A 25,113-nucleotide genomic window follows, 5' to 3' on the forward strand; every position below is an offset into this window, starting at 1 on the left:
GCCTCGTTCGTGTCCCAGGTCGGCAACTGGCTGACGTTCCTCGGGCTCGCCCAGTTCGTGCAGGTCCAATACGGCTCGGCCGCGACCGCCGCCGCCTTCGCCGCGCAGAGCCTGCCGAGCCTGCTGTTCGTGCGCGCCGCGGTCGCCCGGATCCCGCCGCGGCGCCGCCCGGGCGCCTACTACCTGACCCAGTTCGCGCTCGCGGGGCTGAGCCTCTCGCTCGTCATCGGCACCCCGTTGCCGTACGTGCTGGTGTTCTTCGCCCTGTCGGCGCTGCTGCGGGGCATCGCCAACCCGCTCTACCTGGCGCTCGTGGGGGAATGGGTGCCGTCCGCGGACCGGTCGGCGCTCTACATCTCGCTCGGTGCGGTCGGCTCGGTGACCCTGGCCCTGTCGCCGGCCGTCGGGGGTGTCATCGCCGCTCTGTTCGGCCTGCACTGGCTGGTGCTCATCGATGCGGTGAGTTTCCTGCTCGGACTCGCCGTGCTGCGCACCGGTCCGGCCTGGCGGCCGGTCGCCGAGCCGGGCCCGCGGGAGCCGGGGGCGTCGCTGTTCACGCTGCGCGGGCTGTTCGGCCGGCCGGTGGAACTGGCCGGCTCGTCCGCGCGGACGCTGACCGCCTGCACCTGGCTGAGCGTGATCGGTGCCGCGCTGAACGCGGTCGAGCTGCCGGTGTTCGCGGTCATCCATCATTTCGACACGCGGCTGTTCGGGTACGCGCTGTCCTGCTACGGGCTCGGCGGGTTCGCGACGCTGCCGCTGCGCCGCTTCGTCGCCGACCGGTCGTGGTTGCTGCCGTGGCTGGCCGGGGCGTACCTGGGGTCGATGGTGGCCTGGGTCTTCGGTGCGGACATTGGCGCATATGCCGGATTTTTCGGGGCAGGATTGACGTACGGGCTGGTCAACGGCGTGTTGCGGGGGCTGCTGGACCGGTCGGCGCAGGCCGGTGGGGTCGACTCGGTGCCGCTGTGGGCCTGGGCGAACCAGGTGGTCGTGGTCGCGAACCTGGTCGTCTATGCCGCTGCCGCCGCCGCGTTCGCCGCCGGGATGGCCCCGGTCGCCGGGGCGCTCGTGATGATCGGCCTCTGCGCTCTGTTCGTGGCCCAGTCGACGCGCGTGACCGCCGACCTTCCCCGGCCGGTCACCGGCCATCCGTAATCGGTCGTCCCTCCTGGTTACCTGGTCGTGCCGCGGCGAATGGACTCGGCTCGGCGGACGCGGTCGGGGGTGAACGGCAGGGCGGTGCCCGCACCCACGCGACGGCCCGGGTGCTTGGCGTCGGTGTCCAGGCGCTTCGCCAGGGCGCGCAGCTTGGCGTCGGCCGCCGGGACCGCGAGCTGGAAGCGGCCCTCGCGCGGGGCCGGCACGGCGTCGCCGCCCCAGCTCAGCAGGCCGTCGCACTGGGCGACGATGTCACGCACGACCGTCAACTGGTACGGCAGGAAGTTGCCCCGCGCCCCGGGCGGATACCACCCCGGCCGGACGTCCAGCACGACCCCCGTGGCGTCCGCGACCAGGTCCCCCGGGTGCAGCGCGTCGATCTCGTAGTGGAAGCGCCGCGCCGCGTACAGCAGCACCGTCGCCGCCGCCCCGGGCAGCAGCGCCACCGAGATGTCGGTGCCCTGGACCGCGAAGGACCGCAGCGCGGCCCCGGACACGGCCTGGGCCGGGGCCGCCTGGGCCGGGGCGGCCGGCAGGCCGGACGTGGTCAGCAGGGCTCCGGCTCCCGCCGAGGCCAGCAGGGTACGACGCCGCATCAGGACACCTTCCGGTTGAGCTGGGTCTGTTCGGTCTCGGCCAACGCGGCCAGCCGGTCCGCGAACGCGCGGCAGAACTGGCGTAGCTGGTCGTCCACGGTCACCGGGGTGACGGCCAGGCCGCGCAGCAGCAGCGCCCGGGTCGAGGTCAGCACGTCGTCCCCGGTGTCGGTGAGCAGGCCCTGCGCCGCGGTCGCCGCCGCATTCGGGTCGCCGCTGAACCGGCCACGGTAGAACAGGCTGTACCGGACGCCGCGGTCGGCCGCGCGCAGATGAGCCCCCAGCGCGCCGCCGGAGCGCAGCGCCGCCGCGGCCAGGTACGCGTCCACGTCCGCGACCAGCCCCGCCAGATCCAGGGCCGACGGTGCCCCGGCGGCCAGGTTCGCCGCGCAGTAGTCCCGGGCCGCGGTGTCCGGCGCGGTGAACCGCCAGCCGCCGTAGAACGCGATCAGGTCACCACCCCACCCCGCGAGATCCCCGCGATCGCGCAGCGCACCCAGCGCGGCCGCGCCGAACCGGCTCACGTCCACGTCCACACCGGCGACCGGGTCCCGGTAGGTGCGGACGCGCGCCAGACCGGAACCGTCCACGTACGCGACGAAGGCTCCGTCCGTACCCCCGCTGATTTTTCTGGTTTGCCAATAGGCAAGGTATTCCAGGACCCGCTCGCCCGGATCGCCCTGGCCGTAGGCGACCGCCAGCTCCTGCAACCGGTCGATCCAGTCGAGGTAGTCGGCGAGCGGCCGGGCGGCGGAACCGAACGCGGGCTCCCCCAGGTCGGTGCCCACCCGCTGCACGCACTTGTCGATCTCGAGGCCGGCGCTGCCGGTACCGCCGACCCGGATCGTGGAGATCTGGTCGTAGGCCCAGTTGGCCGGCAGCGGATAGGTCACGTTGCCGGTCCAGCCGGAGGTGATGCCGCTGACGAAGCTCCACCGGGTGAACGCCTCGGCGGCCAGCCGGCTGCAGACGTTGCGGGCGCCGTAGACGCCGTGGGCGTAACGGCTGCCGCGCTGGCGCAGTCCGGAGTCGACGCCGAGGAAGTACGGGATGACGCGCTGGGTCACCTCGGTGTCGGTCGCGTCGTAGTCGACCGCGAAGTAGACGACCGCCCCCGCGTCGATGCCGTGCCCCAGCGCCGTGTCGTGGGCGGTGAGCGCGTCCGCGTAGCCCTGGGCCCAGGTGAAGTAGCCGGCCGAGTCCGCATACGTCTGGTAGATCGGGAACAGGCTCAGCCCGTTCGCGGCCATCGTGGCCAGCTCGCCCGGCTTGATCTTCTTGTCCAGGCTGGTGCCCTCGACGTTGGTCAGATAGCGGCCGATGGTCCGGTAGCCGGCCGCCCGCAGCGACTGGGCGCGGGCCGCGGTGACCTCGTCGATGGTGTCCGCGGCCGTCCCCGGGCGGGCCTGGTCACCGGTGCTGATCAGCAGCGACGCCCAGGTCGGGAAGTCGCCCTCGCCGGTCACGGTGAGCTGGCAGAACGTCTGCAGCGCGCGGGCGCCGGCGGCCAGCGTGTCGTCGAAGTCGGCGGTGAAGACCTGCGCGGCCGGGTAGTGGCTGAGCGCCGCCGCGAACAACCGCACCCACGGGCCGGACGAGCCCGGCTTGATCAGGCCCTTCGCCTTGAGCCCGGCCTGGGTCAGCGGGCCGAAGTTGCCGTTGGCCTGGGCGTCGGTCAGGCCGCCCTCGTACTGCACGGCGAAGATCAGGGCGGTGAGCAGCTCGCGGGAGCGCCGGCCGTCGCAGGCCAGCACGACGAACGCCGACCGGTTCAGGTAGCGGCCGTTGAGCCACTGCTGCGCGGCCCGCAGCTGCGGGGATCCGCCGGCGGCCAGGGTGTAGCCGTCGGTGCTGAGCACCGCCTTGCAGACCTTCGGGAGGACGGTGCCGTCGATCCGCTCGGCGAGGCCGGCGTCGGTCATCAGGGCGGCGACCGGGCCGGCCGGCGCCGTACCGAAGCTGCCGGAATAGCCCTTGCAGACCAGGCCGCCCTGGACGATCTTGACCAGGTTCTGGTTGGTCTCGGCCGGGCCGATCGGGCCGTGCGCGGTCAGCGCCGCCAGCGTGGCCGGGCCGAAGTTGTCGGAGAGCGCCGTGATCCCCAGTTCGTGCTGCAACCCCCGGGTCAGCGCGGACATGGTCAGCCGGCCCGGGCTGCCGTCCTCGTCGATCGGCTCGTACCCGGAGACCCCGGTGTACGTGGCGTTGACCCACTGCTGCACTGCCAATACCGCGGCATCCATCGGCACCTCTGCTCCCCCAGCGCCGCGGATTCACGAAGATCGCTGCGCGGCTGGGCGACACCATACCGGTTTGCCGCAAACCTGGCCGTCTGTGCCACTTGACCGGAGACTCCGTCAATGGCCGGTGGAAAAGTTCCGCACCGAACTTGCCCGGGAACCGCCACCGTCGTCATCACCCAAACAAGCGCCGGGCGGGTTATTCTTGCCGCATATGGCTACTTTCCGCAGCGCCTCAGTGCTTCTATCCTCCGACGGCAGCAGGACTCCCGGCACCGCCGCCCTCTTCGCCGAGCCGTCCCGCAAGGGTGGAGTTCCGCCGTGGGCCGGTGACTTCCGCCCCGCGAACAGCGCCGGCAGCGGCCCCAAGAACGCGGTCGGCAAGACCTTCACCCTGGAGCTGCCGGACGGCAGCACCGGCAAGGTCGTCGTCCAGAGCCTCAAGCGGGGCAAGGGCGGCGTCGTCCTGGCGCTGATGGGCGAGGACGCTCCCCCGTTCTGATCGTTCCCGGTCACGGGGCGGGCCTTCACCCGCTCCGTGCCGTTTCTCCACCGCCTACCCGTCCCGGCCCTGCCAGGTCGTGATGCACGCCTCGTTGCCCTCCGGGTCGGCGAGCACCCAGAACGCGGGCGCCCGGTCCGCCGACAGCAGGCGGCCGCCCGCGGCCAGCGCCGCTTCGAGCCGGCCCGGCGCCTCGTCGTGCGGCACGCAGATGTCGAAGTGGATCCGGTTGCGCTGTGGCCGCGGCCGATCCATCTGCTGGAACCAGAACGCCGGCCCCTCCCCGGCCGGGTCGACGAGCGGGTCCGCGGGCCCGTCCGCGCCCGCCTCGCCGGCATAGCCGAGGACCGCCGCCCAGAACGGCCGGATCGCCGGGATGTCCAGCGCGTCGACGGCGATCTCCAGAACCTGGACCGACCGCGACGCGCCGGTGCCGACGCCCGGCTCGGTCCGGAGACCCGCCGCACGCACGGCGGCCGTGAGCCGGCGGGCGAGATCGACGTCCCGGGCCGTCAACGCCGCCCGATCGAGGGACTGCAGGCTCAGCACGACCTGCTCCGGCCGGAGATCGACCCGCAGGTGACCGTCGGCGTCGTCGCCGCAGACCGCGACCGCCCGCGCCGCCACCCCGGCCGCCTCGGCCAGTGATCCCACCCGCACCGACGTGCGCAGGGTGCCGAGCAGCAGCCGCCACCCCTCGTCACCGACCGCGTCCGAAGCCTCTTGCCGACCCAGGGTTCGCTCCACCCCGACATCCTCGCACCGCTCCGCGGGCGTGGCGGGGCTCCTCACTGGAGGGGGTCGGCGAGGGTGCGCCAGCGGCCGGTCGCGCGGGCCCGCCGGAACCTGGCCCGCCACGACCAGGGCTGCAGCACGAGCAGGCCGATCGTCAGCGGGATGAGGCCGATGCCGAGGAAGCCTGCCGGCGACCGCCAGGCGTCCCGGTCGCCGAGCCGGTAGGCCTGCGCCGAACTGCCGGTGTCGAGGGCCGCGATCGTGTCGCCGACCCGGGCGCCCGGCGGGAGTCCATCGGCGAGCTCCAGGCGGTGCCGCACGGTCCGGCCGTCGGCGCTCCGGAAATCGCCGAACCAGCCGCACCGCTGCCGCGGGGGCTGCCAGCGGTCGCACGACATCGCCTCGGTGAGCGTGAACGTGCCGGTCACGCCACCACCGTGGGCGGCCCGCCAGGCCGGCACGAGCATCGTGGCCGAGCCGAGCACGATGACCCCGCTGACGATGACCCAGACGATCATGATGTTCATCAGCCGCAGCCGCATGTTCGGCCGCCGCCGCGCGGGCTCGACCTCCACCGCCACCATCTCCTTCCACACCGGACAACACCATCAAAGACCTTCCCGACGTACGGCGGAATGGTCTTGAATTTTTGTTTCCGCCGGACCGCGTACCGGGCCGTCCGGGACTTCTGGCCCTGACCGGCGCGTCGTTGCCCCGCCAGGCTGGAGGGAGACGCAAGGAGGGGCCATGGCCACCACTTCCCACGACGCCTGGCGAGGATTTCGCGGCGACGGATGGCGCGAGAGCATCGACGTCAGCGGATTCATCCACGACAACGTCGACCCCTACGCCGGCGGCCCGGAGTTCCTGACCGGCCCGACCGACCGCACCACCCGGATCTGGGACGGGCTGCGGGACATGTTCGTCGAGGAGCGCCGGCGCGGCATCTACGACGTGGACGCGCACACCCCGTCGTCGATCACCTCGCACGAGCCGGGCTACCTGGACCGGAACCGGGAGCTGATCGTCGGGCTGCAGACCAGCGCGCCGCTGCGCCGGGCGATCATGCCGGCCGGCGGGCTGCGGATGGTGCGGAACGGCCTGGCCGCGTACGGCTACAGCCTCGACCCGACGGTCCAGACGATCTTCAGCCGGTACCGCAAGACGCACAATGACGGCGTGTTCGACGCCTACCCCGCCGACGTGAAGGCGGCCCGTAGCTCGCACATCATCACCGGGCTGCCGGACGCCTACGGCCGCGGCCGGATCATCGGCGACTACCGGCGGGTCGCGCTCTACGGCGTCGACCGGCTCATCGCCGAGCGCCGGGCGGTCAAGGCGTCGCTCGACGACCGGCTCTCCGGTGAGGCGGTGGTCCGCGACCGGGAGGAGCTCGCCGAGCAGATCCGCGCCCTGGCGGAGTTGCGGTTCATGGCCGACCGCTACGGCTACGACATCTCCGGGCCGGCCACCACCGGCCGCGAGGCGATCCAGTGGCTGTACTTCGCCTACCTGGGCGCGACCAAGGAGCAGAACGGCGCGGCGATGTCGCTCGGGCGGACCGCCAGCTTCGTCGACGTCTACCTGCAGCGCGACCTCGCCGAGGGCACGCTCACCGAGCAGCGGGCGCAGGAGCTCGTCGACGACTTCGTGATCAAGCTGCGGATCATCCGGTTCCTCCGCACCCCCGAGTACGACCAGCTGTTCTCCGGCGACCCGACCTGGGTGACCGAGGCGCTGGGCGGCCTCGGCGACGACGGCCGGCCACTGGTGACCCGGACCAGCTTCCGGTACCTGCAGACGCTCTACAACCTCGGCCCGGCGCCCGAGCCGAACCTGACCGTGCTCTGGTCGCCGGCCCTGCCCGCGGGCTTCAAGCGGTTCTGCGCCCAGGTCTCGCTGGACACCAGCGCCATCCAGTACGAGAACGACGACCTGATCCGCCCGGCCTACAGCGACGACACCGCGATCGCGTGCTGCGTCTCGGCCCTGCGGGTGGGCAAGGACATGCAGTTCTTCGGCGCCCGCGCCAACCTGGCCAAGGCCCTGCTGTACGCGATCAACGGCGGCCGCGACGAGATGACCGGCGCACAGATCGCCCCGGCCACCGCGGCGATCACCGACGACGTGCTCGACTACGACACCGTGCTCGACGCGTACGACCGGATGCTGGACTGGCTGGCCGAGACGTACGTCGACGCGCTCAACGTCATCCACTACATGCACGACAAGTACGCGTACGAGCGCCTCGAGATGGCCCTGCACGACTACCCGGTGCACCGGTTCCTGGCGACCGGGATCGCCGGCCTGTCGGTGGCCGTCGACAGCCTGTCCGCGATCCGGCACGCCCAGGTGAAGGTCCTGCGGGACCCGACCGGCCTGGCCGTCGACTACGCGATCGACGGCGAGTTCCCGGCCTTCGGCAACAACGACGAGCGCGCCGACGCGATCGCGGTCGACCTGGTCGAGCGGTTCATGGCGAAGATCCGCCGGCAGCCGGCCTACCGCGACGCGGAGCCGAGCCTGTCGGTGCTGACGATCACCTCGAACGTCGTCTACGGCAAGCACACCGGCAACACCCCGGACGGGCGGCGGGCCGGCGAGCCGTTCGCGCCCGGCGCCAACCCGATGAACGGCCGCGACCGGCACGGCCTGGTCGCCGCCGCGCTCTCGGTCGCCAAGCTGCCCTACCGCAGCGCCCGGGACGGGATCTCGCTGACCATCACGGTCACCCCGGACGGGCTCGGGCACTCCCGCGACGAGCGGATCGGCAACCTGGCCGGCGTGCTCGACGGCTACACCGACGCGGGCGGCTTCCACCTGAACGTCAACGTCCTCGACCGGGCCACCCTCGAGGACGCGATGGCCCACCCGGAGAAGTATCCGCAGCTCACCATCCGGGTCTCCGGCTACGCGGTGAACTTCGTCAAGCTGACCGCCGAGCAGCAGCGCGACGTCCTCTCCCGCACGTTCCACGGTTCGCTGTGACCGGCTCGGTCCACTCCTTCGACATCTCCACCGGGGTGGACGGGCCGGGCACCCGGTTCGTCGCGTTCCTGGCCGGCTGCCCGCTGCGCTGCCGGTACTGCCACAGCCCGGACACCTGGCACCGGCGCACCGGCCGGCCCACCACGGCCGACGACCTGATCCGGGAGATCGCCCGCTACGAGCGATTCATCAAGGTCGCCGGCGGCGGCGTCACGCTCAGCGGCGGAGAGCCTTTGGAACAACCCGATTTTGTACGGGAGGTGCTGCGCCGCTGTCACGAGCGGGGCCTGCACACCGCCCTGGACACCAGCGGCTTCCTCGGCGACCGGGCCGACGACGAGCTGCTGTCGTACACGGATCTGGTGCTGCTCGACATCAAGGCGGGCGACCCGGCGACGTACCGCGAGGTGACCGGAACCGGCCGTCTCGAACCCACCGTGCGGTTCGCCGAGCGGCTCGCGAAGCGCGGCGTGCCGATCTGGGTCCGCTTCGTGCTGGTCCCCGGCCTGACCGACGCCCCGGCCGAGGTGGACGCGGTCGCCGCGATCGCCGCGTCGGTGCCCACCGTCGAACGCGTCGAGGTCCTGCCGTTCCACCGCCTCGGCGCCGCGAAGTACACCGCGCTCGGCCTGCCGTTCCCGCTGGCCGGCACCCCCGCGCCCGGCCCGGAGCTGCTGGACCGGGTCCGCGACCAGTTCCGCGGCCACGGCCTCAGCGTGTACTGACCGGTCCCCAGCCTCGTGGCCGGCGCCTCGCGTCACACCGGCCAGGCGGCGGGGTCCTTGTAGTGGTTCGCGACGCCCTTGCGCAGGACCGCACCCAACTGGGGCAAGTGCTCGGTGTCGGCGGGCAGGTGCAGGCTGTCCAGCAGGGTCAGGGCCGCGGCCGGGTCAAGCCGGCCCGAGACGGCGTGATAGCTGCCGAGCAGGGCGCGGAAAACCGCCGGACGAAGCTCGGCGACCGTGGCGGCGGCCTGATAGACGTCCCGCTTGTCATCCCAGCCGACCGAGCCCGAGTCTTCCAGGACGTGGCGGGCGCGCAGGTGCAGCGGGCCGGCGGCCAGCTCGGGCAGGCGGCCGGTCGCTGCGAGGTGGCGCACATCGTCGCCGAGCAGCGCGTCGAAGGCGGTTCTGGCGGTGTGCCCCCAGAACCAGTAGGTCCTCAAGTGCAGCCGCAGGTGCTCGATCGGCTCCGGGACGGCCATCCGGGCGCGGAAGCCGGCCCAGAAGGCGTCGATGACCGCCGGGTCGGCGTTGTCGCAGACGTAGGCGTTCAGATGAACCAGCACCTCGAAGGCGCCGGTCAAGTCGAGCAGACCGAGCGCCGTGCGGACACGCCGCACGGCATCCAGGCCCTCGTCGAGGGTGATCGCGAACGCGGTGTGAAAGGCCACGTCCTCGCCCGACATCTCCTCCGGGGGCGTGCCGTCCCACCTCCACCGATCGGGTCCGCTCGGCGTGAAACCGCTGTCGGCCAGATATCGCAAGGCCAGGTCGGCATCCGTCGCACTCACCCGCCGGAGTTGCGAACCCGGGCGGCCAGGAACTTCGGGGCCATCTCGCGGTAGCTGTCGGTGACCAGCTCGGCGATCTCGGTCCAATCGGTGTGCTCGCCCAGGATCACCGCGGCGACGTTGTCGCCCCACGGCGCGCGGAAGAACGGGAAGCCGCCCGCGGTCAGCCCGAGCAGGTCCTCGAGCGGCGCCCGGAACGTCATCACGGCCGGCATCTCGCCGCCGGTGACATGCTCGGCGTAGACCGGGAAACGGTCCGGATCCGGCACGTAGACGTGCGCGACCGTCCGCGCCCGGATCCGCCAGCGGACCCCGATCCAGGCCACTTCCTCGTACGCCTCGGGCAGCTCGGCGCAGATCGGCCGCAGCCGCCCCAGAATCTCCGGCGGCACGTCTCCAGGACCCGACATGCGCCGACAGTAGCGGCTACCGGCGATCAGGCGCGGAACCGTGCCGTGATGACGGTGCCGGCCGCCTCCGGCAGCGACACCCCCTGCTCGGCGGCGCGCAGCCGCAGCCGCAGGTAGGCGGCATCCGTCTCGACCCGGTCGGACGCGGCGATCAGCACCAGGGCGAACTGGATCGTCTCGCGCACCGACAGCGCCTGCAGGAAGCCGGCGACCAGCTCCTCGCCGCCGGCGTCCAGCGGCTGCAGGCTGTCGTCGTCGCCGGGCCAGCGCAGGTCCGGGTCGTAGACGGCGCAGAGGTCGGCGCTCAGCGGCGCCATCGCGGCCGGGTCGTGCCCGTACAGGTCGAGGGTCGCGACCGCGGCGCCGCTGCCGGTGAACAGCGGGATCGAGACCGCGCCCAGCCCCATCCGGGCCGCCGTGTCCCGGAACCCGGGCCAGGTCATCGTCGCGTCGTCGGCGCCGGCGGCGGCGGCCACCCCGCCCTCGATCTCCCCGATCAGCTCGCCGCTCGCGGCGACGAAACAGCGGTCGTCGTCGGGCCGCATGGTCACCGCCGCGTAGTCGACCGCCGCCACCCGGTCGGCGGCCAGCTGGGCCAGGTGTCGCAGGCGCTGATCGATGTCGGGCACGTCGTCCGGGGTCTCGGCGAGCGAGACGATGGCTTCCGTCAATCGGGTAGTCATCAGCTGTGTCCCTCCGTGGTCAGGACCTCGACGTACCCCAGGGGTGATCTTTCACGCTTTTGCCCCGGGTTCGGTCTCCGGCGCCCTCGGGACGGTGAACCAGATCGACGTGCCCTGCTCGACGTCGAGGTCGAGCCAGATCCGGCCGCCGTGGTACTCGACGATCTTCTTGACGATGGCCAGGCCGATGCCGGTGCCCTCGTAGGCGTCCCGCGAGTGCAGCCGCTGGAAGATCACGAAGACCTTGTCGGCGAACTCGGCCTCGATCCCGATCCCGTTGTCCCGGACGTTGATCTTCCAGTGGTCGCCGTCCGGCTCCGCGGTCACCCGGATCACCGGCGCCACGTCCGGGCGGCGGAACTTCAGCGAGTTGCCGATCAGGTTCACGAACAGCGTGGTGAGCAGCGGCTCCTCCCCCTCCACCACCGGCAGGTCACCCCAGGTGATCTCGGCGTCCGCGCCCGCCCGGGCCTCCAGCTGCGACGCGACCTCGGGCAGCACCCGGGAGAGCTCGACCGGCTTGAAGCCGGTGGTGATCCGGCCGATCCGGGAGAACGCCAGCAGGTCGTTGATCAGCCGCTGCATCCGCTGGGCCCCGTCGACCGCGAACCCGATGTACTGCTCGGCGCGCTCGTCCAGCTGACCGGCGTACCGTCGCTGCAGCAGCTGGCAGAAGCTGGCCACCTTCCGCAACGGCTCCTGCAGGTCGTGCGAGGCGACGTAGGCGAACTGCTCCAGATCCCGGTTCGACCGGGTCAGCTCCTCGGCCTTCAGCTCCAGCTGGGCGTTGATCGCCAGGACCTCCGCCCGGGCGTCGCGGACCACGGTCAGCTCCGCCGCGATCTGCCGGCGCATGCCGTCCACGTCGGCGGCCAGCGCGCGCAGCTCGGGCGAGCCGGAACTGGTGATCGGCCGCTCGAAGTCCCCGCCGGCGACCTGCCGGACCTGCTCGGCCAGCTCGGTCACCGGCCGGCTCACCAGCCGGTCCAGCAGCAGCATCAGCATCGCGCCGACCAGCAGCACCACCGCCGCGGCGACCGCCATCAGGGTGACCAGCGTCGAGCCGGTGCGCCGGGCCGCCGCGACCGCGCTGTTGCGCAACTTCAGGATGTCGGCCTGCAGCCGGTCGACCGCGGCGCGCAGCCGGTCGAACCGGTCGGTGCCGGTCGTCCCGGAAGCCGGCCGGCCCTCCTTCGCGGCGGCGATCGCCGGCTCGGCCACCGTCTGGCGCCAGTCGCCGGACCGCTCCCGGACCGCCGCCAGGTCGGCCCGGATCGCCGCGGTGCCGTGCTCGTCGTTCAGCGCCTCGATCTGGGCGAGCAGCCGCAGCTCGGTGGCCACGCCGTTCTCGTACGGCCGCAGGTTCGCGTCGGTGCGGCTGAGCGCGTAGCCGCGCACGCCGGTCTCCTGATCCAGGTAGGCGGAGTACAGCTCCTGGCCGGCGATCCGCATCGGACCGGTCTTGTCCAGGATCACGTCGAGATTCTTGTTGCTGTTCACCGCGGTCACCGAGGCCAGCCCGCCGATCAGCCCCAGCAGCACACCGGCCACGGCGAACAACACCGCGACGCGCCGCCGCAACGTCCACGAGGTCGGGTGGGCGCGGCTCATCGAGGCCTCCAGGCAACGGACGGTGACAGCGGCACCGCAGTATGCCGCACCACCCCCCACCAACAATCACGAAGCCACGCCCGACCTCCCCTCGCCGACGCGGCCGAGCAGCACCCGCCGTGGGCAAGCGGCCTGTTCGGCGAGGCCTGGCGCCCCTCGCCTACGTCTTCGCCGCTCGACGAGGGGCCGTCGCGCGTTGAACCGTGCTCCGTCGACGGCCGTACCTTTCAGCGATGGTCGTCTGTGGTTGCCGTGACTCCACGCCCTGCTGCGGCATCTTGCCGACAACCGGGGCAGCTTTGCTTGAGCGCCGATGATTCTGGGCCGGTGGCGACTGGCCATGCCGTTCATCGTCTTCAGCCTGCTCCTGCTCGCGGCCTCGGCCGGCGGCCTGTGGTTGTACTGGGATCTCGACAGCCCGATCCGCAGGGCGCTGACCGCGTTCATGTGTTTGATGCTGGGCCTCGCCGTGTACGTCAGCTTCTCGATCGCCCTCGATCGGAAGAGCGACGGCATCCCGTGGTGGCGGATGGGGGTCGTGGTGCTCTTCATCGCCCTCACCACGGGTGTCGCCTGGGTCAGGACCATGGTCTGAGCGGGCCGCTGCTTTTCACCTGGTTGCGGTAGATTTGCCGGGTTGCGGCTCGCTAGTGCGTTGACCACGAACGTTCACCGGGTCGGTGACACGCCGGATCGCCTCCGTCGGTAACTGCTGACGACGGCTCACTCTCAACGGCGGTGACATGCGTTGTTGAGAGTGAGGTGGCAGGTTGGCCGAGCCGGTCAGGGCACGGCGGTTGACGCAGGATGAGGGCCGCAAGCTGCAACAACTTGTCCGTAGGGGCAAGCATGATTCGGTCCGGGTACGCCGGGCGTTGATCATCATGGCGTCGGCGTCCGGGACGCCGGTTTCGGCAATCGCGAGCCTGATCGCCGGGCATGAGGACACCGTCCGGGACGTGATCCACTCGTTCAACGAGATCGGTCTTCGTGCGTTGGACCCTCAGTGGGCGGGAGGCCGTCCCCGCCGGATCAGTGACGACGATGAGGCATTCATCGTCGCGACGGCCACGGCCCGCCCGAGCACGCTCGGGCGGCCCTTCACCTGCTGGAGCCTGCGTAAACTCGCCGACTACCTGGCTACCGGCGCCGCCCGGCCGATCATGATCGGCCGGGAACGGCTGCGGCAGATCCTGCGCCGTAACGAGGTCAGCTGGCAGCGGACCCGCACCTGGAAGGAATCGAAGGACCCGGACTTCGACGCGAAACTCGACCGGATCGAGGAAGTCACCACCCGATTTCCCACCCGGTGTTTCGCGTTCGACCAGTTCGGGCCGCTCTCGATTCGTCCGCACCACGGCCGCGGCTGGGCACGACAATCGCATCCGGACCGACTGCCGGCGACCTACCACCGCACGCACGGCATCCGCTACTTCCACGGCTGTTACAGCCTCGGCGACGACCAGCTCTGGGGCGTGAACCGGCGCCGCAAAGGCGCAGATCACACCCTGTCCGCACTGAAAACGATCCGCAGGACGCGGCCGGACGGCGCCCCGATCTACGTCATCCTGGACAACCTGTCGGCGAACAAGACGCCGACGATCCGGGCCTGGGCGGCCCGGAACAAGGTCGAGTTGTGTCTCACGCCGACCAGTGCGTCCTGGGCGAACCCGATCGAGGCACAGTTCGGGCCCTTGCGCATGTTCACCATGGCGAACTCGGACCACCCGAACCACACCGTCTTGGCCCGCAAGCTGCAGAAATACTTGCGATGGCGTAACGCCAACGCCCGCCACCCCGACGTCCTGACCGCACAACGCCGTGAACGAGCCCGGATCCGCAGCGAACGACAACAACGCTGGGGCCGACCCCGAACGAAGGCCGCCTGACGGATCAGACCCGGCGAACGTTCATGGTCAACGCACTAGTGGTTACGGCTGGCTTGCCAGGCGGCGCCCGCTGTCGGTCGGGGCTGCGGCCGCCGCTCGAGCTTCGCTGCTGGTTGCGGTGGCTTCGTGGGTACGTCGTGGGGCGCGGTCCGCGGTCGGCGCGAGCGGGCTCACGGCGTACCTCTCAGGCAGTTGTGTTCTGCGTGAACCGTGACCGGCGGCCGCAGCCGTGAGCAGCGACGGGCGCCGAAAAGGTCTCAGCCGGCCCGCCTGCGCAGATCGGCGGCGAGTTCCTCGGCCAGGGCGCTCAGCTCGCCCGCCGACTCGATCGGGCCTGCGGTGAAACCGGGCCGCATCCGCTTCGACAGTTCCCGCAGCAGCGCGGCGATCACCGTCGCGCGCTCGTGCGACAGCACCGCCGTGTGGGTGGTGAGCGCACGCCCGGCCGGCTCCCGCGACCGGCCGCGCTCGACCGCGGCCCGCCAGCCGGCCACCTTCGCGTCGAGTGGCACCGGCGGGTCGCTGCCGTCGGGCGGCTCGGGGAGATACCACAGTGGGGTGTGCCAGTCGGCGGCGGCGAGGTGCCGGGCCGGGTGGTAGGCGCTCATTCGTAGCCGTCCGCGCTGCGGGTCCGCTCACTGTCCAGGAAGGCGGCGAGGTTCGCGGCGGTGCGGGCCATCGTGCCGTCGCTGTCGATCGGGCCGGCGTCGGTGCCGGGCCGCAGCCGGATCGCCAGCTCCTGCAGCAGGCTCGCCATCGCCGACGCGCGGGCGTGACTGACCGCGACGACTCCGCTCTGCCAGTCGTTGTCGAACGCCTCACGGACCCCGGCGAGTCCACGATCGAGGTCGGCGGCGTACCCGTCCAGGCTGATCGGGGTCTTGCGCCGGGTGCCGTCGGGCTGCCGCCGGTAGTCCCAGTGCACCAGCAGGTCGTGCGCCGGATCCCGGGCCGGCTCCTCGATCTGGGTCATGGCGCTCGACTCTAGACGGACGTCACATCTGGGCCAGATCGACCTCGATGAGGAAGGGCGCGGTCAGTTTCACGACGCCGGTAAAGACTTCGCCGTCTCGGTAGCAGCCGTCCGCCGGGTCGAGAACGTAGGTGTAGACGAGCGGGGCGCCGGTGACCGCCTGCTCGACCCGCCAATAGAACTGGATGCCGGCCTTCGCGTACTGCTCGGCCTTGACCACCCGGTCGGTCGTCTCCGAGCCGGGTGAGACCACCTCGACGACAAGAAGCACGTGCTTGGGTCGCGTCGGAGTGACGTCGAGGGTCTCCGCCCGGTACACCGTCACGTCCGGACGACGGTTGTTCAACGGCACGTCCTGGAGTCGGACGTCGAAGTCGGTGTCCGCGTTCCAATCCGGGCCGGCCGCGGCATCCAAGGCGTTCGCCAGCAGCCGGGCCAGGCGGTTGTGCCGCTTGGACGCGCTCGGACTCACGAGGACCATCCCATCCACGATTTCGATGCCCGCACACTGCTCTTCTGTCCATGCCGCGTACTGCTCGGCCGTAACCTGCTGATGCATCCAGGCCGGCGCGACCATCTCAGCAGTCATACACACCTCCGGGAATGCGATCGAGTCCAGGAATCAAGATACCTACCCCGGTTAAGAGTGGTCGACGGTCAGGACGGCTTTGCCGGTGATCTGGCCGGCGGCCAGGCGGGCCATCGCGGTCGGCGCCTCCGCCAGCGGGTGCACCTCGCCGATCAGCGGGGTCACCCCGGTCAGCGTCTCCAGCACGTCCCGCCGGGTCAGCACGATCGGCGCGCCGAGCCGCTGCTTGACGAACGGCGCCAGCGCGAACAGCCGCAGACTCCGCTCCATCCCGCCGAGCCAGCGGCCCCCGTCCTCCCCACCGGCCAGCATCAGCCGGCCGCGCGGGGTGAGCAGCGCGCGCAGCTCCCGCAGCGACCGATTGCCGGCGACGTCGACGATCAGTTCGTACCGGCCGGTGAGCGGCTCCCGCGTGTAGTCGATGACCTGGTCGGCGCCGATCGAGCGGACCGCCGCGACCTTGCCCGTGCTGCACACCCCGGTCACCCGGTCGCCGCGCGCCGTGGCCAGCAGCACCGCGAACGACCCCACGCCCCCGCCCGCCCCGATGATCAGGGTCTGGCCGCCGTCCGCGGCGTCGCCGATCATGCGCCGGGCGGTGCAGGCCGAGGTCGGCAGCGCGGCCGCCTGCTCGAAGCTCAGGTGGGCGGGTTTGCGGGCGAGTTTGCCGGGGCGGGCCAGCGCGTACTCGGCCCAGGTGCTGGTGCCGCTGCCGAACACCTCGTCGCCGACTTTCAGATCGCCGGCCTCGGCGCCGACCGCCTCGACGACGCCGGCCAGGTCCATGCCGGGGGTGGGGTTGCGGGGCCGGCGCGGGCCGAAGCCGGCCCGGGCGATCAGCGGCAGGCCGGTCATGGCGTGCCAGGCGCCCCGGTCGACACCGGCCGCGTGCACTCTGACCAGGACGTCCTTCGGGCCGGGGGTGGGCGGGTCGACGTCGGCGAGGCGGAGCACGTCCGCGTTGCCGTACACGTCCTGAACGATGGCTTTCATGGTCACTCCGGGGGTGGGAAGACGTACGCCAACTGCCGATCCAAGGTAAAACATGTTTTACATCAAGTCAAAGATTTTTGACATGATCCGACTCCGGAGGATGCCGAAGGGGCCGGAGCGGGTGAACTACCGGGACAGGTAGGGATCGGCCCAGGCGCTGATGATCCGGGCCGCCCGCGCCGCCTGCCCGGGCGCGGCCAGCAGGTGGTCCGAGCCCTCCAGCGCGATGAAGCTGCGCGGATGCCGCGCGGCCCGGAAGATCCGGCTGGCGTTGGCGACGCTCACCGTGCTGTCCGTCGGCGAGTGCATGATCAGCAGGGGCAGCCCGAGCCCGACCACGTGGTCGCGCAGCTCGGCCCGGCGGGTGTCCTCGACGAAGGTCCGCTTGAGCACCAGCGCCTTGCCGCCGACCAGCCATTCGGCGTGCCCGCCGCGCAGCACCCGGTCGACCAGCGCCTGGTAGTGCCGCTCCACGTTCTTCGGCTCGAACGGCGCGCCGATGGTCACCACCGCCCGGACCCCGGGCACGCGGGCGGCCGCGGCGATCACCGCGGCGCCGCCGAGCGAGTGGCCGACGAGCAGGTCCGCCGGGGTGCCGCGGGCGGCCATGAACTCGGCGGCCCGGACCGTGTCGTCCACCTTCACCATGACCGAGCCGTCGCCCCAGTCGCCCTGCGAGTCGCCGAGTCCGAGGTTGTCGAAGCGCAGCATGCCGATCCCGTCGGCGGCCAGCTGCTTGCAGGTGCGCGCCGCGGCCGGCGAGTCCTTGCCGAGCACGAACCCGTGCGCGAACACACCCCAGCCACGGACCGGCTCGGCGGGCAGGTCGACGAGCCCGGCCAGCTCGGGCCCGAGGCTGCTGGCGAATCGCACATGCTCGGCCATCACCGTCCAGGATCGCCGAACGCGCTCGACCCGATCCGGCAAACCAGAAGAAAATTCCCACCCGGATTTGCGTACGGGTTCAGCACACTGACCAGCACGCGAGGGCGTCGGAGCGAAACGAAGCAGCCCAGACCCTATGTAGCGAAACTTGCCGACCCTATGTAGCGTATCGAGCCATGGCGTCATCCCCTCGTATGACGGCCGCCGTGGCAGGTGTGCTGGAGGCGTTCCTCGTCGATCCAGCGGCCGAACGGTACGGCCTCGACATCATGCAGGCGACCGGCTACCCCAGCGGCACCGTCTACCCGATCCTCAGCCGGCTGCAGCACGCCGGCTGGCTCAGCACGCACTGGGAGGACATCGACCCGGCCGTCGCCGGCCGACCGGCCCGGCGCTGGTACCAGCTCAGCGCGGACGGCCTGGTGACCGCCCGGACCGAGCTCGCCGCCTACCGGCAGCGCACCTCCGCGCCTGGCCAGGCTGTGCGGGTGAAGCCGACATGGGCGTCGTAGACCGGCTGATCGCGGCCTGCCTGCGGGCGGCCGCCCGGCGCTGGCCGGCCGACATCCGCGACGACATGGCCCGCGAGTGGGCGGCCGAGATCGGCATGCTCCGGCAGCGCAACGGCACCGCCTGGCAACGGCTGGCCTTCGCGCTCAGTCTCGCCGTCACGCCGCTGACCGTCGACGAGAGCGGGGCGCCGCGCGGCCGGTGGGAGTGGATGCGGGCCGGGGCGACGCTGCGGACGGTGACCCGGGTGGCGCTGGCCGGCGCCTTCGGCTACGGACTCGCGCTGGTCGTGCGGTCGATGGCGAACAGCCTGATCGACTTCGACTTCACCGACGACGTCCAGTGGCTGCTCGGGCGCACGCTGGCCGCCCTGGTCACCGCCGCGGTGATCACGGTCTACGCGGTCCTGGTCGGCCGGTGGGCCGGGCTGCGCGCGGCGCCGGAACCCGGTCCGACCGGCAGCCTGGGCGTCGCCGCCACGGTGGTCCTGCCGCTGGCCGTGCCGATCCCGTTCGTGCTGGCCGTGCAGACCGACTCGCTGTTCCCGGCCGGCCTGGTGATCGCCGTGGGCTGGGCGGTGGCGACCGGCCTGCTGGTGGTCGCCGGCATCCGGGGCGCCCGGCTCTGGTCGCTGGCCGGGATCCCGTTCGCCGCGGCGCTGCCGGCCGCGGGCCTGATCCTGCAGGGGATCCCGGACCTGTCGGTCTACCTGGTCGCCGGGATGGCCGAGATCGCGCTGTTCCTGCTGCCCTGGACGGTGTGCGCGGTGGTGTTCGGCCGGGCGGTGGTGCGCCGCTGGTCGATGCCGGTCGAGTACGAGCTCCCGCAGGACGTTCCGGCCACCCACTCCACCGCCCCGGCCCGGTTCACCGTGGAGCGGGTGCTGCTGGCGATGCTGGCGGCGGCCTCCGCGGTGGTGTGGGCGATCGGCATGACAGTGTGGCAGCCGTTGAGCGAGCCGACCGGCCCGGACGCCACCGGCGAGAACAACACGTACTGGGCCCGCGAGCTGCGCTGGGGCGCGCTGATCGCGATCGTGCTGGTGCTGCTCGTCCAGGTGCGCGGTGACCGGCGGGCGACCCGCGGGGTGCTGCTCGGTGGCGTCGCGGGGCTGGCCGCCGACCTCCTGGTCGACCGGCTGAACGCGGGCCCCGGGGCCACCGTCGTACTCGCCGTCGTCGCGGCCCTGGCGGCCGTCGCCGCCTGCGTCGTCGCTGGTACCGCCGCACTCGCGCCGCGCCCGCCGGTGCTGCTGACCGTGGCGGTCGTCGCCGCCGTGCTGTCCGGCACGACGACCGGGACCGAGTCGCCGACCGACGTCGAGACCGGGCTGAACCTGGGCAGCGCGGCAGCCGGCTCGCTGCTGGCGGTGATCGCCGTGATCGCGGCGGTCCGCGCGGCCGGCCCGGTCAGCCGCCGGCGGGTCCTCGCGGCGGTGCCGGCCGGGGTACTCGCGGCGACCGGCCCGTGGCTGCTGCGCCTGCGCAGTCCGCAGCCGACCGACGGCCGGCTCTACGGGATCCTGCTGTTCCTGGTGCTGATCCTGCTCACCGTCGTGGTGCTGGCCGGGCCGCGGCCGCGCACCGCACGGCACTGGTTGCGCTACCCGGCGGCGGCCGCCGTCGCCGCGGTGGCCGTCCCGGTGCTGATGGTGCCACTGATCTACGTGTCGATCGCGCTGCCGATCGGCGGCCTGCTCACCATGCTGGCCGGCAGTCCCCCGATCAACGGCGCCGACGAGGACATCGTCACCGCACTGGTCGCGGTGCTGGTCGGCCTGGTCGTCGGGCGATTGCTGCGGCCACTGGCCCTGAGCCCGGCACCCCGGCCGGAGGCGTCGCGGTCCACCGCCCCGGCCACCCGCGTCGAGCCGTTCCTACGCCGGGTCTTCCAGGGCTCCTGACCCCGCCGGACGCCGTGCCCCGCCGGAGCGACACCTCCGGCGGGGCACGGCGGGCACGTTCTTCACGCCGTACGGCAGCAGGCTGTTGATCTTGAATCGCACGTGCTTACATGGACGCTTGCGGTACGCGATGCCGGCGTTGAACACCACCGACCTGCGGGTTCTGGATGAGATCAACGCGATGAGCGCCGACCTCGAGGTGCGTCTGCGCCCCGAGCCCCGTTGGGAAGGCACGTTTCGCCGCAGCCTGTTCGCCGCGGCTGTCCGGGGCCGCGATCTCGCCCGCGCACAGCTTCGCCGCCGGGCCGGCCGGGTAGCCGGGCCAGATCGTCGCGGCCAGGAACCCTGGAGGATCGCGGCGGGGCGCCGTTCCGGGGCGACTCGGACGGGTGAGGGGCGCCGGGGCGGGCTGCGGGCGTGCGGCAAAATGGCCGGATGAGTCCCGTGAGTCGCGGCCGGAAGAGAGCGAAGTCTCGCCGGAGTGAGCAACGTGTCCTGCGGACGGTGGCCGCCGCCCCGGAGCCGTGCGACTGTCCGGAGTGCTCGGAGCAGGACGTCGACCCCATCGCGATCCTGAACGACCTGGCCGCGATCGGCGCCGAGCTGCTCACCGCCGAGGATCCGGTCGAGGCCGAGCTGCTCGGCGCGAGCATCCTGGCCGTGGACGAGGCGGCCGGCGCGGACTTCCGGGAGGCGCTGCTGGAGACCATCGTCCCGGCGCTGGAGCAGTCGCCCGCTCCGGAGTCGCTCGCCCTGCTCGTCGCGATCGACGCGATGAGCGGCAGCGCGCGCACCGCGGACGCGGTCGGCCGGCTGCGGGCGGCCGGGGTGCCGGCGCCGGCCTGGGTGACCGAGTTGTCCGAGCCGGTGACGCCGACCGTCTGCCGCCGGTACAGCGACCCGACCGGCGAGACCTCGATGCTGCTGTGCGCCTTCGACCGCGCCGGGCGCTCGCACGGGTTCGTCGTCTACGTCGACGATCTCGACTGTCACGCGGCGGCGGACCTCATCCTGGTCCCCGGCGACATGCTGGCCGACCTCACCCGCATGATCAAGAAGGATGCCCGCCGTTCGGGCGCGGCGCTGACCATCGAGGAGCTGGATCCGGCCGAACTTCGCCGGCAGGTCGAACGGGCGCTGGACGCCCGCGCGGTCCACGATCGCGAGGACGGCGAGCTCGACCCGGATGACCTCGACACCGAGAACGGGCCCGGTTATCAGACGCTCGCCGCCCTGCTCCGCGCCCGGATGCGCGCGCTGCCCGCGCCGCCCCGGCCGCCGGCCCCGCACGCCGAGGGCGGTCAGCCATCCGTGGCGGAGTTGCTCGGGCCGGTCGCCGGCGGGCGCCGGGCCGCCGCGGCGGCGCCGAAGCTGCCGGCGAAGCGGACGAAATCCGCCGGCCCCGCCCCGATCTACCAGGTCAAGGTAACCCTGCTCGGCGCGAGACCGCCGATCTGGCGGCGCCTGGAACTGCCCGGCGACACCGGCCTGACCGAGGTGCACGAGATCCTCCAGACGGCGTTCGGCTGGACGGACAGCCATCTGCACGTCTTCGAGACGCCGTACGGCGTCTTCGGGGTCGCCGACCCGGAGCTGGGGTACCGCTCCGAGCGGCCGGTCACCCTGGAGCAGGTCGCGCCCGGGGCCGGCGCCAAGGTGCGGTACCTGTACGACTTCGGTGACGACTGGGACCACGAGATCGTCGTCGAGAAGCTGCTCGACCGTCAGGAGGTGGCCTACCCGCGATGCACCGGCGGCCGGCGTGCCGCCCCACCGGACGACTGCGGCGGCATCTGGGGATACCAGCAGCTCATGCAGGTTCTGAGCGATCCCGGTCACCCCGATCATGCGGATCGGCTGGACTGGCTCGGTCTGAAATCCGCCGCCGGCTTCGATCCGGCCCGTTTCGACGCCGCCGAGGTGACCCGGGAGCTGACCGAGCGGTGGTGACCGTCGGCCATGGGGTGTACCAGCAGTGCATCGCATCGGGCGGTGGCGGGCCGTACCGTCACGAGCGTGGACAACCGAGCCGAGGTGCGGGACTTCCTGACCACCCGCCGCGCCAAGATCAGCCCGGAGCGTGCCGGGATTCCCGCGGTCGGGCAGCGCCGCGTGCCCGGGCTGCGCCGCAGCGAGGTCGCCGCGCTGGCCGGCATGAGTGTCGAGTACTACGCCAAGCTCGAACGCGGTCAGCTGGCCGGGGTCTCCGCCGGGGTGCTCGACGCCATCGCCCGCGCCCTGCAGCTCGACACCGCCGAACGCGCCCACCTGCTGCGGCTGGCGCACGCGGCCAACGGCAGCGACAACCTGATCCGCCCGGTCCGGCGGCCGCGGCAGTGGACCGTGCGGCCGAGCCTGCAGTGGTCGCTCGACACGATCACCAGCCCGGCGATCCTGGCCAACAACCGGCAGGACCTGGTCGCCGCCAACCATCTGGGCCGGGCGATGTACAGCGACATCTACGCGTCGGCCGAGGGCGCGCCGAACTTCGGCCGGTTCACGTTCCTGGACAGCGCGGCGCACCACTTCTACCCGGACTGGAACCTGGCCGCCGAGATGCTGGTGGCGAACCTGCGCACCGCCGCCGGCAAGGACCCGCACGACAAGGGCCTGCACGACCTGGTCGGCGAGCTCTCCACCCGCAGCGACGACTTCCGCCGGCGCTGGGGCGCGCACAACGTGCGGATCCACGGGACCGGCGTCAAGACGTTCCATCATCACGTGGTCGGCCACCTCGAGCTGGCCTACGAGAGCATGGACCTGCGCGCCGACCCGGATCTGACGCTGACCATCTATGCCGCCGAGCCGGCGTCGCCGTCCGCGCAGGCCCTCGCGCTGCTCGCCTCCTGGGCCGCCACGAGCGCCCCGTCACAGACACACTGAGGCAGCGGAGGAGCAGGCGCCGGCCGGCCGGATGCTAACGTCGCCAGCCGTGACAATCAGCGACGACTATGCCGACGCAGTTCCGGAACACGCCGAATCCCTTCCGGAACACGCCGAATCCCTTGCGGAACCGGCCGTGCCGGCCCCCGAGAAGGCGCCCCGCCGCCGGCAGTTCCTGTACATCTTCGCCGTGGTCGCGGCGTCGATGCTGATCGGCGCCGCCGCAGCGACCGGCGTCTTCCTGGTCACCGGCCTGCCGGGCCGGCCGGAGCACCGGTTCACCGTCAACGTCTACCTCAAGACCGACGCCACGGCCGAGCAGAAAGCCGCGGTCGAGGCGGCGCTTCCGGCCTTCGACCCGATCGGCGAGGTCACCTTCACCGACCACGAGAAGGCCTGGCAGCGGTTCCAGGAGATCGCCAAGGGTCACGAGGACGTGTTGACCGGCGTCACCTCGGCGGACCTGCCCGAATCGTTCAGCCTGGAGACCAAGGGCTATCTGTTCGACTGCGCCGGCTACACGAAGGTGCGGCACATGCCGGGCGTCGACAAGGTCCAGGTGGTCCAGAACCTCGTGCACGAATACGTCGCCACCGTCACCTGCCAGGCCGAGTACGCGAACCCGTAGCACCGCGTGGCGGAGGCGCGGGCCGGGTAAGGCGGTGGCCATGACTCCCCGCCCGGTCCGCGTCCTCACCGGCCTGCTGATCGCCACGGCCGCGGCCACCGTCGTGGTCGAGCTCCTCGCCTTCCGGTACGCGCCGGACCACGGCACCGGATTCGCGGTGCGGACGGCCTGGGCTCTCGCCCGTACCCTCGGGTGGTTGGTCTTGATGGCCCAGGTCCGGCGGGCGCGCGCCACCGCCAAGCCGTTGAGCCTGATCCTGGCCATGACCACGCTGTTCGCCGTCGGCCGCCTGATCGTCCCGGCGTCCGGCCGCCCACCGCTGCCCGGCCTGATCGGCTTCGGCGTGCTCACCGTGCTCTGCGTGACCGTCGTCGTGCTGCTCTACCGCCACCCGGCCGTCGACGCCCACCTGAGCCGCCGGTCGCGCCGCCCGGTCCTGACCCGCGAGGGCCTGAGCCTGCAGGACGCCCCGCCCGGCGACCCGTGGGTGCTGACCGCCCGCCTGGCCTCGTTCAGTTACAGCCCGTTGATGCTGGTCCCGGCCCTGACCGCGGCCGGCACGCTGCGTCATCGTCAGGAGTGGGTGCTGGCCGTGCTGCTCTGGGTCCTGGCCGGGATCGCGGTGAGCTACGCCGCCCTGCTGTGTGCCTTCTTCCTGCGCCGGGGCAGCCACCGCGCGCGGACCGCGCTGACCTCGATCACGCTGGCCGTGCTGGCCTTCGACCTCCCGCTGTGCGGCATCCTGCTGGGTCTCGACGGGCTGATCCGGGACGGCGCGCCGCTGGTCGTGGCGGCCGCCCTCGCCCTGTACGCGGTCCGCCGGACCGGTCGCGCACCGGACCGGCCGCCGGTCGGCACGCCGCGGTGATCACATACGCTCTGTGCGTGTTCGAGACCTCGCGGATCTGCCGCTGTGTGCTGTGCCAGGACTACGGCGATCGCGACGAGTACGACGCGGCCGACCATGGCGTGATCGGTAACGTGGAGAAGTTCGGCTGGAGCGTCACCGGTGTCCCGGCCGACGAGAAGGGGCCGGGCTGGTCGTACACGATCGGCCGCTGGCACAGCCGGGGCGGCCCGGAGCTGGTCATGTTCGGGCTCGACCTGACCACCATGCAGTCCTGCCTGAACATCCTCGGCAAGCGGGACGACCTCGCCGACGGCCAGGACCACGACGACGTGATCAACGGCTACCCGGTTCGCCTCCGGACCGTCGAGCCGGCCTGGTTCCGGGCCTTCTTCGGGCACGCCATGTGGTTCTACCGGCAGCCGCCGATCCCGTTCCTCGAGGTCCTCTGGCCGGACCGGGACGGAAAGTTCCCCGAGGAGACCGGCAGCCTCGCCCAGCCGCACCTGTGGCTCGCGCCCGGCGAGCACCCACAGGGCGTCTGGACCCAGGACGTCTGAGCCGGCCGGATCCG

Annotated in this window: 27 protein-coding genes; 14 read left to right on the forward strand and 13 right to left on the reverse strand. The window is 72.0% G+C overall.

The window, feature by feature from the left end; genetic code table 11:
• Positions 1-9: 9 nt before the first annotated feature.
• The gene (locus L3i22_RS33970; protein WP_221321578.1) at positions 10-1,158 is read left to right on the forward strand and encodes an MFS transporter; all 1,149 of its coding nucleotides are present in this window, start codon (positions 10-12) and stop codon (positions 1,156-1,158) included.
• Positions 1,159-1,175: 17 nt separating this feature from the next.
• Here L3i22_RS33970 and L3i22_RS33975 read toward each other — a convergent pair whose 3' ends face one another.
• Together L3i22_RS33975 and L3i22_RS33980 are read right to left on the reverse strand one after the other, a co-directional pair.
• Positions 1,176-1,757, reverse strand: coding sequence for a hypothetical protein (locus L3i22_RS33975; protein WP_255657370.1), 582 nt, complete (start codon positions 1,755-1,757; stop codon positions 1,176-1,178).
• The gene (locus tag L3i22_RS33980) at positions 1,757-4,000 is read right to left on the reverse strand and encodes a glycoside hydrolase domain-containing protein (protein WP_221330290.1); all 2,244 of its coding nucleotides are present in this window, start codon (positions 3,998-4,000) and stop codon (positions 1,757-1,759) included. The genes L3i22_RS33975 and L3i22_RS33980 overlap by 1 nt, the downstream gene beginning before the upstream one ends.
• 235 nt (positions 4,001-4,235) lie before the next feature.
• Between L3i22_RS33980 and L3i22_RS33985 the strand changes: the two genes are divergently transcribed.
• Positions 4,236-4,499 (forward strand): hypothetical protein, encoded by a 264-nt coding sequence (locus L3i22_RS33985; protein WP_221321579.1) that lies wholly within the window; start codon positions 4,236-4,238, stop codon positions 4,497-4,499.
• A 54-nt stretch (positions 4,500-4,553) separates the two neighbouring features.
• On the opposite strand, the gene L3i22_RS33990 is transcribed toward L3i22_RS33985, so the two are convergent.
• Both L3i22_RS33990 and L3i22_RS33995 read right to left on the reverse strand, forming a co-directional pair.
• Positions 4,554-5,246, reverse strand: a complete 693-nt coding sequence (locus L3i22_RS33990) for a VOC family protein (protein ID WP_221321580.1) — start codon at positions 5,244-5,246, stop codon at positions 4,554-4,556.
• Positions 5,247-5,287: 41 nt separating this feature from the next.
• Entirely contained in the window at positions 5,288-5,830 is a 543-nt protein-coding gene (locus tag L3i22_RS33995) for a hypothetical protein (RefSeq protein WP_221321581.1), read from the reverse strand.
• 151 nt (positions 5,831-5,981) lie between these two features.
• On the opposite strand from L3i22_RS33995, the gene pflB reads away from it, so the two are divergent.
• Positions 5,982-8,222: a formate C-acetyltransferase gene (pflB, locus tag L3i22_RS34000; RefSeq protein WP_221321582.1), complete on the forward strand. Its 2,241-nt coding sequence runs from the start codon at positions 5,982-5,984 to the stop codon at positions 8,220-8,222.
• Complete coding sequence (gene pflA, locus L3i22_RS34005; protein ID WP_221321583.1) at positions 8,219-8,947, forward strand: pyruvate formate-lyase-activating protein; 729 nt, start codon at positions 8,219-8,221, stop codon at positions 8,945-8,947. Before pflB ends, pflA begins: the two co-directional genes overlap by 4 nt.
• 32 nt (positions 8,948-8,979) lie before the next feature.
• On the opposite strand, the gene L3i22_RS34010 is transcribed toward pflA, so the two are convergent.
• The 4 genes from L3i22_RS34010 to L3i22_RS34025 are packed head-to-tail and all read right to left on the reverse strand — an operon-like array spanning position 8,980 to position 12,439.
• Complete coding sequence (locus L3i22_RS34010; protein WP_221321584.1) at positions 8,980-9,735, reverse strand: hypothetical protein; 756 nt, start codon at positions 9,733-9,735, stop codon at positions 8,980-8,982.
• Entirely contained in the window at positions 9,732-10,145 is a 414-nt protein-coding gene (locus L3i22_RS34015; RefSeq protein ID WP_221321585.1) for an MmcQ/YjbR family DNA-binding protein, read from the reverse strand. The genes L3i22_RS34010 and L3i22_RS34015 overlap by 4 nt, the downstream gene beginning before the upstream one ends.
• 26 nt (positions 10,146-10,171) lie before the next feature.
• Positions 10,172-10,828 (reverse strand): hypothetical protein, encoded by a 657-nt coding sequence (locus L3i22_RS34020; RefSeq protein WP_221321586.1) that lies wholly within the window; start codon positions 10,826-10,828, stop codon positions 10,172-10,174.
• 51 nt (positions 10,829-10,879) lie between these two features.
• Complete coding sequence (locus L3i22_RS34025) at positions 10,880-12,439, reverse strand: ATP-binding protein (protein ID WP_221321587.1); 1,560 nt, start codon at positions 12,437-12,439, stop codon at positions 10,880-10,882.
• 313 nt (positions 12,440-12,752) lie between these two features.
• Between L3i22_RS34025 and L3i22_RS34030 the strand changes: the two genes are divergently transcribed.
• Positions 12,753-13,034 (forward strand): hypothetical protein, encoded by a 282-nt coding sequence (locus tag L3i22_RS34030; protein WP_221321588.1) that lies wholly within the window; start codon positions 12,753-12,755, stop codon positions 13,032-13,034.
• A 175-nt stretch (positions 13,035-13,209) separates the two neighbouring features.
• On the forward strand, positions 13,210-14,328 hold the full coding sequence (locus tag L3i22_RS34035; protein ID WP_221321589.1) for an IS630 family transposase: 1,119 nt from the start codon (positions 13,210-13,212) through the stop codon (positions 14,326-14,328).
• A 257-nt stretch (positions 14,329-14,585) separates the two neighbouring features.
• On the opposite strand, the gene L3i22_RS34040 is transcribed toward L3i22_RS34035, so the two are convergent.
• The 5 genes from L3i22_RS34040 to L3i22_RS34060 form a co-directional block, all read right to left on the reverse strand.
• Entirely contained in the window at positions 14,586-14,936 is a 351-nt protein-coding gene (locus tag L3i22_RS34040) for a hypothetical protein (RefSeq protein ID WP_221321590.1), read from the reverse strand.
• On the reverse strand, positions 14,933-15,301 hold the full coding sequence (locus L3i22_RS34045) for a hypothetical protein (protein ID WP_221321591.1): 369 nt from the start codon (positions 15,299-15,301) through the stop codon (positions 14,933-14,935). Before L3i22_RS34045 ends, L3i22_RS34040 begins: the two co-directional genes overlap by 4 nt.
• Positions 15,302-15,323: 22 nt before the next feature.
• The gene (locus tag L3i22_RS34050; protein WP_221321592.1) at positions 15,324-15,890 is read right to left on the reverse strand and encodes a Uma2 family endonuclease; all 567 of its coding nucleotides are present in this window, start codon (positions 15,888-15,890) and stop codon (positions 15,324-15,326) included.
• 51 nt (positions 15,891-15,941) lie between these two features.
• Complete coding sequence (locus L3i22_RS34055) at positions 15,942-16,883, reverse strand: NAD(P)-dependent alcohol dehydrogenase (RefSeq protein ID WP_255657371.1); 942 nt, start codon at positions 16,881-16,883, stop codon at positions 15,942-15,944.
• Positions 16,884-17,009: 126 nt separating this feature from the next.
• Positions 17,010-17,768 carry a S9 family peptidase gene (locus tag L3i22_RS34060; RefSeq protein WP_221321594.1) on the reverse strand — a complete coding sequence of 253 codons (759 nt, stop codon included), beginning with the start codon at positions 17,766-17,768 and terminating at the stop codon, positions 17,010-17,012.
• Positions 17,769-17,974: 206 nt separating this feature from the next.
• Between L3i22_RS34060 and L3i22_RS34065 the strand changes: the two genes are divergently transcribed.
• The 8 genes from L3i22_RS34065 (at position 17,975) to L3i22_RS34100 (ending at position 25,099) form a co-directional block, all read left to right on the forward strand.
• Positions 17,975-18,280, forward strand: a complete 306-nt coding sequence (locus L3i22_RS34065; RefSeq protein WP_370644264.1) for a PadR family transcriptional regulator — start codon at positions 17,975-17,977, stop codon at positions 18,278-18,280.
• Positions 18,268-20,181 carry a hypothetical protein gene (locus tag L3i22_RS34070; protein ID WP_221321596.1) on the forward strand — a complete coding sequence of 638 codons (1,914 nt, stop codon included), beginning with the start codon at positions 18,268-18,270 and terminating at the stop codon, positions 20,179-20,181. Before L3i22_RS34065 ends, L3i22_RS34070 begins: the two co-directional genes overlap by 13 nt.
• Before the next feature lie 139 nt (positions 20,182-20,320).
• Positions 20,321-20,620, forward strand: a complete 300-nt coding sequence (locus L3i22_RS34075) for a hypothetical protein (protein ID WP_221321597.1) — start codon at positions 20,321-20,323, stop codon at positions 20,618-20,620.
• Between the two features lie 65 nt (positions 20,621-20,685).
• Positions 20,686-22,131 carry a hypothetical protein gene (locus L3i22_RS34080; RefSeq protein ID WP_221321598.1) on the forward strand — a complete coding sequence of 482 codons (1,446 nt, stop codon included), beginning with the start codon at positions 20,686-20,688 and terminating at the stop codon, positions 22,129-22,131.
• A gap of 66 nt (positions 22,132-22,197) precedes the next feature.
• Positions 22,198-23,064 (forward strand): helix-turn-helix domain-containing protein, encoded by an 867-nt coding sequence (locus L3i22_RS34085; protein WP_221321599.1) that lies wholly within the window; start codon positions 22,198-22,200, stop codon positions 23,062-23,064.
• Between the two features lie 49 nt (positions 23,065-23,113).
• Positions 23,114-23,692, forward strand: a complete 579-nt coding sequence (locus L3i22_RS34090; protein WP_221321600.1) for a permease-like cell division protein FtsX — start codon at positions 23,114-23,116, stop codon at positions 23,690-23,692.
• A 40-nt stretch (positions 23,693-23,732) separates the two neighbouring features.
• Positions 23,733-24,560, forward strand: coding sequence for a hypothetical protein (locus tag L3i22_RS34095; protein WP_221321601.1), 828 nt, complete (start codon positions 23,733-23,735; stop codon positions 24,558-24,560).
• Between the two features lie 17 nt (positions 24,561-24,577).
• Positions 24,578-25,099 carry a DUF4262 domain-containing protein gene (locus L3i22_RS34100; RefSeq protein ID WP_221321602.1) on the forward strand — a complete coding sequence of 174 codons (522 nt, stop codon included), beginning with the start codon at positions 24,578-24,580 and terminating at the stop codon, positions 25,097-25,099.
• Positions 25,100-25,113: the final 14 nt, after the last annotated feature.

Origin of the sequence: Actinoplanes sp. L3-i22 (assembly GCF_019704555.1) — a bacterium.
Lineage (GTDB): Bacteria > Actinomycetota > Actinomycetes > Mycobacteriales > Micromonosporaceae > Actinoplanes.

Bases quoted from the DNA above. Each gene is read 5' to 3' on its own strand.
- L3i22_RS34025 (WP_221321587.1), bottom strand. From the start codon at position 12,439: ATGAGCCGCGCCCACCCGACCTCGTGGACGTTGCGGCGGCGCGTCGCG.
- L3i22_RS34055 (WP_255657371.1), bottom strand. From the start codon at position 16,883: ATGAAAGCCATCGTTCAGGACGTGTACGGCAACGCGGACGTGCTCCGC.
- L3i22_RS34095 (WP_221321601.1), top strand. From the start codon at position 23,733: ATGACTCCCCGCCCGGTCCGCGTCCTCACCGGCCTGCTGATCGCCACG.
- L3i22_RS33975 (WP_255657370.1), bottom strand. From the start codon at position 1,757: ATGCGGCGTCGTACCCTGCTGGCCTCGGCGGGAGCCGGAGCCCTGCTG.
- L3i22_RS34050 (WP_221321592.1), bottom strand. From the start codon at position 15,890: ATGACTGCTGAGATGGTCGCGCCGGCCTGGATGCATCAGCAGGTTACG.
- L3i22_RS33980 (WP_221330290.1), bottom strand. From the start codon at position 4,000: ATGGATGCCGCGGTATTGGCAGTGCAGCAGTGGGTCAACGCCACGTAC.
- L3i22_RS34020 (WP_221321586.1), bottom strand. From the start codon at position 10,828: ATGACTACCCGATTGACGGAAGCCATCGTCTCGCTCGCCGAGACCCCG.
- L3i22_RS34015 (WP_221321585.1), bottom strand. From the start codon at position 10,145: ATGTCGGGTCCTGGAGACGTGCCGCCGGAGATTCTGGGGCGGCTGCGG.
- L3i22_RS34045 (WP_221321591.1), bottom strand. From the start codon at position 15,301: ATGACCCAGATCGAGGAGCCGGCCCGGGATCCGGCGCACGACCTGCTG.
- pflB (WP_221321582.1), top strand. From the start codon at position 5,982: ATGGCCACCACTTCCCACGACGCCTGGCGAGGATTTCGCGGCGACGGA.
- L3i22_RS34070 (WP_221321596.1), top strand. From the start codon at position 18,268: ATGGGCGTCGTAGACCGGCTGATCGCGGCCTGCCTGCGGGCGGCCGCC.
- L3i22_RS34040 (WP_221321590.1), bottom strand. From the start codon at position 14,936: ATGAGCGCCTACCACCCGGCCCGGCACCTCGCCGCCGCCGACTGGCAC.
- L3i22_RS34060 (WP_221321594.1), bottom strand. From the start codon at position 17,768: ATGGCCGAGCATGTGCGATTCGCCAGCAGCCTCGGGCCCGAGCTGGCC.
- L3i22_RS34030 (WP_221321588.1), top strand. From the start codon at position 12,753: ATGATTCTGGGCCGGTGGCGACTGGCCATGCCGTTCATCGTCTTCAGC.